Origin of the sequence: Mycobacterium sp. ACS4331, assembly GCF_001667265.1 — a bacterium.
Taxonomy (GTDB): Bacteria; Actinomycetota; Actinomycetes; order Mycobacteriales; family Mycobacteriaceae; genus Mycobacterium.
In genome coordinates, this window is sequence record NZ_LZHW01000080.1 from 1 (window position 1) to 8,051 (window position 8,051).

Annotated in this window: 9 protein-coding genes; 4 read left to right on the forward strand and 5 right to left on the reverse strand. The window is 67.6% G+C overall.

Annotated elements, in window-relative coordinates:
* On the reverse strand, window positions 1–265 hold a 265-nt coding region (locus A5727_RS28225; protein ID WP_231992159.1), incomplete at its 3' end, for a hypothetical protein.
* Here A5727_RS28225 and A5727_RS27910 point away from each other — a divergent pair.
* A complete protein-coding gene (locus A5727_RS27910; RefSeq protein WP_231992160.1) occupies window positions 255–1,403 on the forward strand; it encodes a hypothetical protein in 1,149 nt (382 codons plus the stop codon). The genes A5727_RS28225 and A5727_RS27910 overlap by 11 nt on opposite strands.
* A 64-nt stretch (window positions 1,404–1,467) precedes the next feature.
* Here A5727_RS27910 and A5727_RS19000 read toward each other — a convergent pair whose 3' ends face one another.
* Both A5727_RS19000 and A5727_RS19005 read right to left on the reverse strand, forming a co-directional pair.
* Window positions 1,468–2,244, reverse strand: coding sequence for an SDR family NAD(P)-dependent oxidoreductase (locus A5727_RS19000; protein WP_068253155.1), 777 nt, complete (start codon window positions 2,242–2,244; stop codon window positions 1,468–1,470).
* Between the two features lie 17 nt (window positions 2,245–2,261).
* Window positions 2,262–2,708, reverse strand: coding sequence for a MarR family winged helix-turn-helix transcriptional regulator (locus tag A5727_RS19005; RefSeq protein WP_068253158.1), 447 nt, complete (start codon window positions 2,706–2,708; stop codon window positions 2,262–2,264).
* Window positions 2,709–2,769: 61 nt separating this feature from the next.
* On the opposite strand from A5727_RS19005, the gene A5727_RS19010 reads away from it, so the two are divergent.
* The gene (locus A5727_RS19010; RefSeq protein ID WP_068253161.1) at window positions 2,770–3,537 is read left to right on the forward strand and encodes a pirin family protein; all 768 of its coding nucleotides are present in this window, start codon (window positions 2,770–2,772) and stop codon (window positions 3,535–3,537) included.
* The gene (locus A5727_RS19015; RefSeq protein ID WP_068253164.1) at window positions 3,518–4,789 is read left to right on the forward strand and encodes a PQQ-dependent sugar dehydrogenase; all 1,272 of its coding nucleotides are present in this window, start codon (window positions 3,518–3,520) and stop codon (window positions 4,787–4,789) included. Before A5727_RS19010 ends, A5727_RS19015 begins: the two co-directional genes overlap by 20 nt.
* On the opposite strand, the gene A5727_RS19020 is transcribed toward A5727_RS19015, so the two are convergent.
* Complete coding sequence (locus tag A5727_RS19020) at window positions 4,786–5,166, reverse strand: nuclear transport factor 2 family protein (protein ID WP_068253167.1); 381 nt, start codon at window positions 5,164–5,166, stop codon at window positions 4,786–4,788. The two genes, A5727_RS19015 and A5727_RS19020, sit on opposite strands and share 4 nt — an antisense overlap.
* A 240-nt stretch (window positions 5,167–5,406) precedes the next feature.
* Here A5727_RS19020 and A5727_RS19025 point away from each other — a divergent pair, with 240 nt between their 5' ends.
* The gene (locus A5727_RS19025) at window positions 5,407–6,501 is read left to right on the forward strand and encodes a phosphodiester glycosidase family protein (protein WP_082949897.1); all 1,095 of its coding nucleotides are present in this window, start codon (window positions 5,407–5,409) and stop codon (window positions 6,499–6,501) included.
* Between the two features lie 152 nt (window positions 6,502–6,653).
* On the opposite strand, the gene A5727_RS19030 is transcribed toward A5727_RS19025, so the two are convergent.
* The gene (locus A5727_RS19030; RefSeq protein ID WP_068253169.1) at window positions 6,654–8,030 is read right to left on the reverse strand and encodes an HNH endonuclease signature motif containing protein; all 1,377 of its coding nucleotides are present in this window, start codon (window positions 8,028–8,030) and stop codon (window positions 6,654–6,656) included.
* Window positions 8,031–8,051: the final 21 nt, after the last annotated feature.

An 8,051-nucleotide genomic window follows, 5' to 3' on the forward strand; every position in this document is an offset into this window, starting at 1 on the left:
GTTGGAGGGCCGGGTCGCAGTCGTGACCCCCGCCGCCACCACCGATCGTGGTCCGCCCCGCGCCCGCGCCGGTACCCGCACCGGCACCGGCACCGGCACCCGCCCCGCAGTACGTGCCGCAGGCGCCCGCACCGCAGGCACCCGCACCGCAGTACGTGCCGCAGACCGCGCCGCTGGGCCCGCCGGCGCCGGGGTACTCGCCCCCGAATCCGAACCTGGGCGGCATCGACTTCACGACGATGGAGATCCGGTACGTGTCCGACAACGTCGGAGGCAAGCCCGCGATGCAGATCGGGTACCGCGCGAACGGCCGCCCCGGCACCGGCACGCCAGTCGGCGGATCCCGCAGCGCGCAGATGTCACGGGACGCGCTGTTCGTCTGGCTCGCGTTGTCGCCTGAGAAGTTCTGGGTCAACCTCAACCCGACAGAGCCGGACCGGATCATCGATTCGGGCTTCGGCCGCACCGAGGCCGGGAGGGTGCTGCTCGAGGCCGACCTGGAGATGAAGCGCGACGCCGCCAGGCTGCAGAGCACCGAAACCGACTTGGGCCGCCGCTATGTCGCTGCGCTGCAGGGCGAGTCCAAGTGCACCGATGGTCGACGCCACTGGATCGAACCTCTGCCGGCCACCGTCCGTGAGGACGGCGACCAGTTGTACATCATCGATGCTCCGCTGATTGCCAAACTCGGTGTCGAGGACAGTGACATCTCTCCCGGCGAAACCTGCGCCCAACGCGGTCAGAGCCCGGACATCACCAGGGCCAACCTCGAGGTGTACCAGAAGATGATCATCCCCGCGCTCAACGAACTGATCGCGAATTCGCCGAAGTACGCCGACCTGCGACGCGTCTACACCAGTCGCGTTGTCGCCGAATGGCTCCGGAAGCGCAATGCCGCCAACCCGGGCGGGCAGTTCGCTTCGGTGATCAACTCGGACAACATCGACAGGTGGGCGCAGCGGTGGAGCCCGCGCGGAGTGTTCGACGACTACGTGCGCAGCTTCAACATGAATCCGCCGGAGGCGACGCTGAAGTGGACGTCACCCGACGGCACCATGTGGACCTCGACAGTCGGCGGCGTCGACTTCAGCAGGGTCGAGATCACCGACATCGGCGCCGAGGAGTTCGAGAAGAAGTATGCGCCGGCGATGAGGACCGCCGCGCCCTCGCTGGTCGGCCCGATCACATCGGAGTCGGGCACCGAGGTCTGGATGGGCGATGTCATCAGTTCTGTTCCCCTGGAACAGATCTGGCCGGACAGGAAACGCCCCTGGACTCCGTACGTGCTGGCGGCCCCGGCCACGTCGAACCCCCTGTTCCACGTGGCGGTGGCACTGCCGGTCGCGGCGTGGATCGGATTCGGCGGCATGCTGCTGTGGCGTCGCCGCCGACGGCCACTCTGATCCGTGGAACGACGTCGCCCCGGTTCCGTTGGGAACCGGGGCGATTCGTCGTTGTACTCCAGTGCTACTTCGGTGGCATCCGGATGCCGCCGTCGACGCGCACAACCTCGGCGTTCATGTAGGAGTTGGTGATCAACTCGAGGACCATCGACGCCAGTTCCTCGGGCTTGCCCAGGCGGTGCGGGAACAGCACCGATTCCCCGAGCTTGGCCTTGAACGCCTCGGAGGCCTCGCCCTCGCCGTAGATCGGCGTGTCGATCAGGCCGGGGGCCACGGTGTTGACCCGAATGCCGACCGCCGCCAAGTCGCGAGCGACGGGCAGGGTCAGGCCGACGACGCCACCCTTCGAGGACGAGTAGGCGGCCTGGCCGATCTGGCCGTCGAAGGCCGCGACGCTGGTGAGGTTGACGATCGCGCCACGCTCGCCGGTGTCGGTCGGGTCGAGGCGGCTCATGGCCGTCGCCGCGAGTCGAATGCAGTCGAACGTGCCGACCAGGTTGATCGCGAGCACCTTCTTGTAGGCGTCGAGGCTGTGCGCCGACGCGAACTCGCCGTCCTTGCCGATCGTGCGCTGCGCCCAACCGATGCCGGCCGAGTTCACCAGGGCACGCAGCGGGCCCAGGTCGACGGCGGTGTTGACCGCGTCCTCGATCTGCTCGGTGTTGGTGACGTCGACGGTGACGAACACGCCGCCGATCTCCTCCGCGAGTGCCTGCCCGCGGTCAGCCTGCAGGTCGGCAACGACGACCCTGGCCCCCTTGTCGGCCAGCTGACGAGCGGCGGCCGCACCGATTCCGGACGCGCCACCTGTGACGATGGCGCTAGCTCCATTGATATCCACGGGTATGAGCCTACGAGTCAGCCCCCGAGCCGATGCAACACCCTCGACGTCCAGGCGGTCAGCGCTCGGACCTCGTCGGCCGTCATCCCCTCGAACACCACTGAGCGGACCAGTTCGGCATGACTCGGGGCGGCGGTGCGCAGGTGCTCTCGACCGGCCTCGGTCAGGGTGACGAATGCGCCGCGACGGTCGTCGGTACTGTCCTGTCGCTCGACCAGTCCCCGGTCCCGCATCCGGCGCAGTTGATGCGAGAGGCGGCTCTGCTCCCAGGCCAGCGCCTCGCCGAGTTCGTTGACACGCATCGACCCTCGCTCGGACAACGCGACCAGCACGTCGTAGTCGGCCAACGTCAGGCCGCACGCCTCCTGCAGCTGTCGGTGCATCGCGGTCCGCAGGCGCTCGCCCATGGCCAGATGGGCGCGCCACAGCCGCTGTTGGTCAGCGTCCAGCCACACGGAATACATGATACGTCATGAATGTTGCGCAGACGGTAGGCTCAGGCACGAAGCCCAAGGAGAGATTGCCGTGACTTCCTCGACTCGACCCGTGATCGACATCCGACGGGCAGACGACCGCGCCAGGACCGAGATCGAATGGCTGGACTCCAAGCATTCGTTCTCGTTCGGCCACCATTACGACCCGTCGAACACTCACCACGGTCTGCTGCTGGTCAACAACGACGACCAGGTCGCCCCCGGCCTGGGCTTCGACACGCATCCGCACCGCGACATGGAGATCGTGACCTGGGTGATGCGCGGTTCGCTGGTGCACCAGGACTCGACCGGCAACTCAGGCGTCATCTACCCCGGCCTCGCTCAGCGCATGTCCGCCGGCACCGGCATCCTGCATTCCGAGAAGAACGACTCCTGGCGACTCACGGGCGGCGAAAGCCACGACGAGCCAGTGCATTTCGTGCAGATGTGGGTGGTCCCCGACCAGTCGGGCATCACGCCGGGCTATCAGCAGCTGGAGATCGACGACGAACTCCTCAAGGGCCGGCTGGTGACCATCGCCTCAGGCATGGACGCCCACCGGAGCGAGACCGCGATCAGCATCGCCAACCGCTACGCCGCACTGCACGGGGCTCGGCTGCAGCCCGGCCAGTCGGTGCAGCTGCCCGAGGCCCCATATCTGCATCTGTTCGTCCCGCGTGGCGAGGTCACCCTGGAAGGTGCCGGGACACTTCACGGGGGAGATGCCGTGCGGTTCACCGCCACCGGTGGCCAGCGGGTGACCGCGACCGCGCCCGCCGAAATCCTCGTGTGGGAGATGCATGCGGGTCTTGCAGCGTAGCGCGGCGGTCCTGGCCGTCGTCCTCGTCGCCGCCTGCGGCACTGAGTCCCGCCCGGCTCCGGCGGCAGACACCGGTTCACCCGCTCCGGCCGCACCGTCGCCGGCCGATCTGGTGCCGGTGACGGTGCAGGTGCCAGAGGGCATGGCACAGCCTCCGTTCAACGAGCCGCGCCAGGCCCTCGTGCCGCCGGGGTGGACGATGTCCGTGTTCGCCCGGGTGCCACGTGTGCGGCTGGCCGCATGGGCACCCGACGGCACCCTCATCGTGTCGGTGCCGTTCACAGGTGAAGTGTTGAGGCTCAACGCCTCCGGCGAAAGATCGCTGCTGCTGCGCGAGTTGACCCAGCCGCACGGACTCGCGTTCGACGGAGATCGTCTGTATGTGGCGGAGAGCAACCGGGTGTCGGTGTACCGCCATTCCGACGGGCAGGCGACCGATCCTCAGGTCATCGCCGACGATCTGCCCAACGCCAGCAGTCACGACCTGCGCGGTGCGTATGCGCACGTCCTCAAGAGCGTGGCGCTGGGCCAGGACGGCGCGGTGTACTTCTCGATCGGGTCGACCGGCAACATCTCCGCCGAGGACCGTGACGCCGCTCCCCCGCGCGCGACGATCATGCGGGTGCCACCCGGCGGTGGGGCCGCGCAGCCCTATGCCACGGGTGTGCGCAACGGCACCGGCCTTGCCGTCGCTCCCGATGGGGCGGTGTGGACCGCGGTGAACAACCGCGACAACGTCGCCCGCCCCGAGGACGGGCAGGTCCGAACCGGTTACGTCAACGATCATCCGCCGGAGTCTGTCGCGCGGTTGTTCGAGGGACGCGAATTGGGTTGGCCCTTCTGCAATCCCGACGGTGGCCCCGCCGATCTGCCTCTGATCCGCGATGTCGAGACCAATGCCGACGGCTCCCGGATGGACTGCGCCGCACTGCCTCCCATCGAGCAGAGCCTCGGCGCGCACTCCGCACCGCTGGGAATGAGCTTCGCCGACCTGCCCGAGCCATACGGCACCGGAGCGCTGGTCGGGGTACACGGTTCGTGGAACCGCACCCCGCCTCGGGCGCCCGAGGTGGCGTTCTTCAGTTGGCGCGATGGGCTTCTGGGCAACCAGCAGACCCTCGTCGGCGGGTTTCAGGGCCCCGGCGAGTTCCGCTGGGGCCGCCCGGTCGCGGCAGTGCTGGGACCCGACGGCGCGGTCTACGTCACCGACGATCTCGCCGACGCGGTGTATCGCGTCGCTCCCCCTGCCTAGCCCTGCAGCTTGGCGGCCGGAGCGGTGTCGGCATGCATTTCGGACTCGACGCACTTGCCGTTGCCGTCGAACTTCAGGACATGCGCGAACCGGGCGTCCGCTGTGCCCTTGTCATTGGTGAGGTGCTCTGTCCCGAGCACGACGACGTAGTCACCGGCCTCGATGAACTTCGTGGGCTCGACCTTCAGACTGCTCCAGTGCTCGGGCACCTCCATCATCATCTGCATGACGGCGTCGACGCCGTTCTTCTCGCCGCCTGGTTTCACCGCGTCGGAGTTCCACCAGTGAATGTCGTCCGCCCACATGTCCTTCAGCGTGGCCAGATCGCCCGTGTTGAAGGCGTTGTACGCCGCTCGCGCGGTATCGACGTTGGACATGTTCAACCCCCTGTTCCACCTCGCCACCGAGGTGACCCATGCAGTGTGCGCCCGGAGGCGGCAACCGCGAAAGATCGCTGACTACTCGATTTAGCGCGCCGTTCTAACTGCTGTGCGTTTCCTGGCAAACATCAACGCGGGAAATGTGATTCGGCCGGCCCCGAACCGTTGTGAGCTTGTTACCAAAGTTGACAGTGTGGCTGCTGAGGATATTGTTTCCAATGTCGTACCGCGCTGGATATGTCGAAAGGGGCCGCCGTGAAGACCCCTGCCGCCCTTCGTCGTCTCATCGCCTCGTGCGCGACGGCCGGCATGTGCGCCTCCTCGGCGTTGCTGTCGGCCTCGGTGGCCTCCGCTGCCGACGGCCGCGAACTGCTGGCGAGTGCGATCGCCAACACACGCGGCTCCTACCTCGTCTACAACTTCGGCGCCGGCGCTCCCGCCCCGATGCTCAACGCCGGGGGCGGCTGGTACGAGATGAGCAATGGCGGCCACCTGATGATCATCAAGGCCGCATCGCAGCGCCTCACACCACGCCTGCTGGTCGATTCCCACCAGAGCTATCAGGCCCGCTGTGAGCGCACTCCGGGGGCTCGGACTCGTGACGGTCTGTGGCAGGCCTCGGAGATCTACACCCCGATCGCGGCCTGGCAGGCGCTGGGCCAGCCCACGATCGCGATCAACGCCAACTTCTTCGACATCCGCGGACAGACCGGCGGGTCCTGGAAGCAGACCGGATGCAGTTCTCCACTGGGCGCCTACGTCGACAACACCCGCGGCCAGGGTCGCGCCAATGCCGCGGTGACCGGGACCATCGCCTATGCCGGCAAGCAGGGACTGTCCGGCGGTGACGAGCATTGGACCGCGTTGTCAACCATGATCCTGCCGGTGGCGGGCGCGCCGTTCGTGGTGACACCGAAGAACACCGAGGACTACGACGCCGCGACGCCGGTGATCCAGGGCCTGATGGACAAGGGCGTTCGATTCGTGGCGGTGAGCGGCATCGGCCTGCTTGCGCCCGGGGACACTGGTCAATTGAACGACGGTGGTCCATCCGCCGCGCGCACCGCAATCGCCTACGCCCGCGAGAAGGACGAACTCTACGTCTTCCAGGGCGGCAGTTATACGCCGGACCAGATCCAGGATCTGTTCCGCGCGTTGGGAAGTGACACCGCCATCCTGCTTGACGGAGGCGGGTCCTCGTCCATCGTCCTGCGCCGCGACACCGGCGGCATGTGGGCTGGTGCCGGTGTGCCCAAGGGGTCATGTGACACCTTCCAGGTGTTGTGCGACTCCCGTGAACGCGCGCTTCCGAGTTGGTTGGCGTTCAACTGATTTCAGGGCCTTGAGGCGGGCGCCTCTCCCGGCCGCACCGCCCCCACTTCCGAGTGCGCCACCCTGGCCGCCCCGGCTGCTCAGCGGCAGTCGGGGTCTGGCCCGTTGGTGGTGGGTTGGCCGAAGTCGGGGCCACTTCCACTGTCTTCGTGTCAGCCTGGGTCGGGGTCGGGGCCGCCGCCACCTTCCTCCTCGCGGGGTGCGAGGAGGTTTTCGGGGTGGTGGTGGTCGTTGACCCGTGGTCCACCGTTGTCCAGGTGCGGTGGGGGAATCCATTCACACCGCCCGCGACGCATGCGGGTTCTCCATTTGGTGGGGCCGACTTTGCGGTTGTCGGGCCCGCACGCCAAAGCCAACTCGTTGATATTCGTTTCCCCGCCCTCGCCCCAATCGAGGGTGGCGTGGTGAACCTGGGATTGATACGCCGAGGCGGTGCATCCCGGTGCGGTGCACCCCCGGTCGCGGGCGTGCAGCACGATCCGTTGGGCGGGGGTGGCGATCCGCTTGGCCCGCCCCAGGTAGAGGGCTTGGCCGTCGTCGTCGAAGACGGACAGGTAGTGGAAGGCGTGGGTGGCCATCCGGATCAGATCCCGCATCGGCAGCAGCGAGCCGCCGGCGGTGATCCCGAACCCCGCCCCGGTGGACAGTTCCTTCAGGGTGGTGGAGACGATGACGGTGACGGGCAGGCCGTTGAGCTTGCCCAACTTCTTCGACGCCAGCAGCATGCGGCCGGCGGTGACCAGGGCGTCGTGCTGGCGTTGGGCTGTGGTGCGCTGATCGGCCTGGATCTGGTCTTCGGTGGGTCGCCCGGACACGCAGGGATTCTCGTCGTCGGGGTTGCACATCCCGGGTGCGCCGAGTTTGGCCATCACCGGTTCGAGCACCGCGCGGGCTTCGGGGGTGAGGTGTCCCCGGAGTTCGGTCAATCCGTCCGGGCCCTGCTTGCCGAAGGTGATACCGCGGCGGCGTTGGATGTCGGCGTCGTTGAAGGAGCCGTCGGGGTCGAGCCAGAGCAGCATCCGGTCCAGTGCGGCCCGCAGGTCGGGCACCCCCATCGTGGAAGCGTGGTCGGCGGCCAACCGCTCAGCCTCCACCCGAGCACTGAGATCCACGTGGTCGGGCAGAGCTGTGAAGAACTCGCGGATGTTCTTGACGTGGGCGGGTCCGACCCGTCCCTCAGCCACACCGGCGGCGACGGTGGGCAGGACCGGTTCCAACACCTCGCCGGTCATCGCCCGTCGGGGTCCCAGGACTTCGGAGTCGGCGACACGTAGGCGTGCCTCTTCGGCCGGGATCCGCAGCCGGTGCGTCAGGACCTTGGCGACCTTGTCGCCGCCGAGTTCGTCGGGCCCACACTCCTGCAACCGCGCAATGAGTCTGTGGTCGACGGCCGCATCAGCCCAGCTGACATTCTGGAGGCGTTCCATCACGGTCAGCACCTGCGTGGCGGAGAGGTCATCGACGCTGGCGGCAGCAAGGCGGGCGTGGACGGCCTCAAGCTCAGAGAGCAGGGCGGCCACTGACGTCATACTCGAACAGTAGTTCGACCC

Excerpts from the sequence above, each read along its gene's own strand:
- A5727_RS19005 (WP_068253158.1), bottom strand. The coding sequence starts at position 2,708 with ATGTATTCCGTGTGGCTGGACGCTGACCAACAGCGGCTGTGGCGCGCC.
- A5727_RS19015 (WP_068253164.1), top strand. The coding sequence starts at position 3,518 with ATGCGGGTCTTGCAGCGTAGCGCGGCGGTCCTGGCCGTCGTCCTCGTC.
- A5727_RS19020 (WP_068253167.1), bottom strand. The coding sequence starts at position 5,166 with ATGTCCAACGTCGATACCGCGCGAGCGGCGTACAACGCCTTCAACACG.
- A5727_RS19025 (WP_082949897.1), top strand. The coding sequence starts at position 5,407 with ATGTCGAAAGGGGCCGCCGTGAAGACCCCTGCCGCCCTTCGTCGTCTC.
- A5727_RS19030 (WP_068253169.1), bottom strand. The coding sequence starts at position 8,030 with ATGACGTCAGTGGCCGCCCTGCTCTCTGAGCTTGAGGCCGTCCACGCC.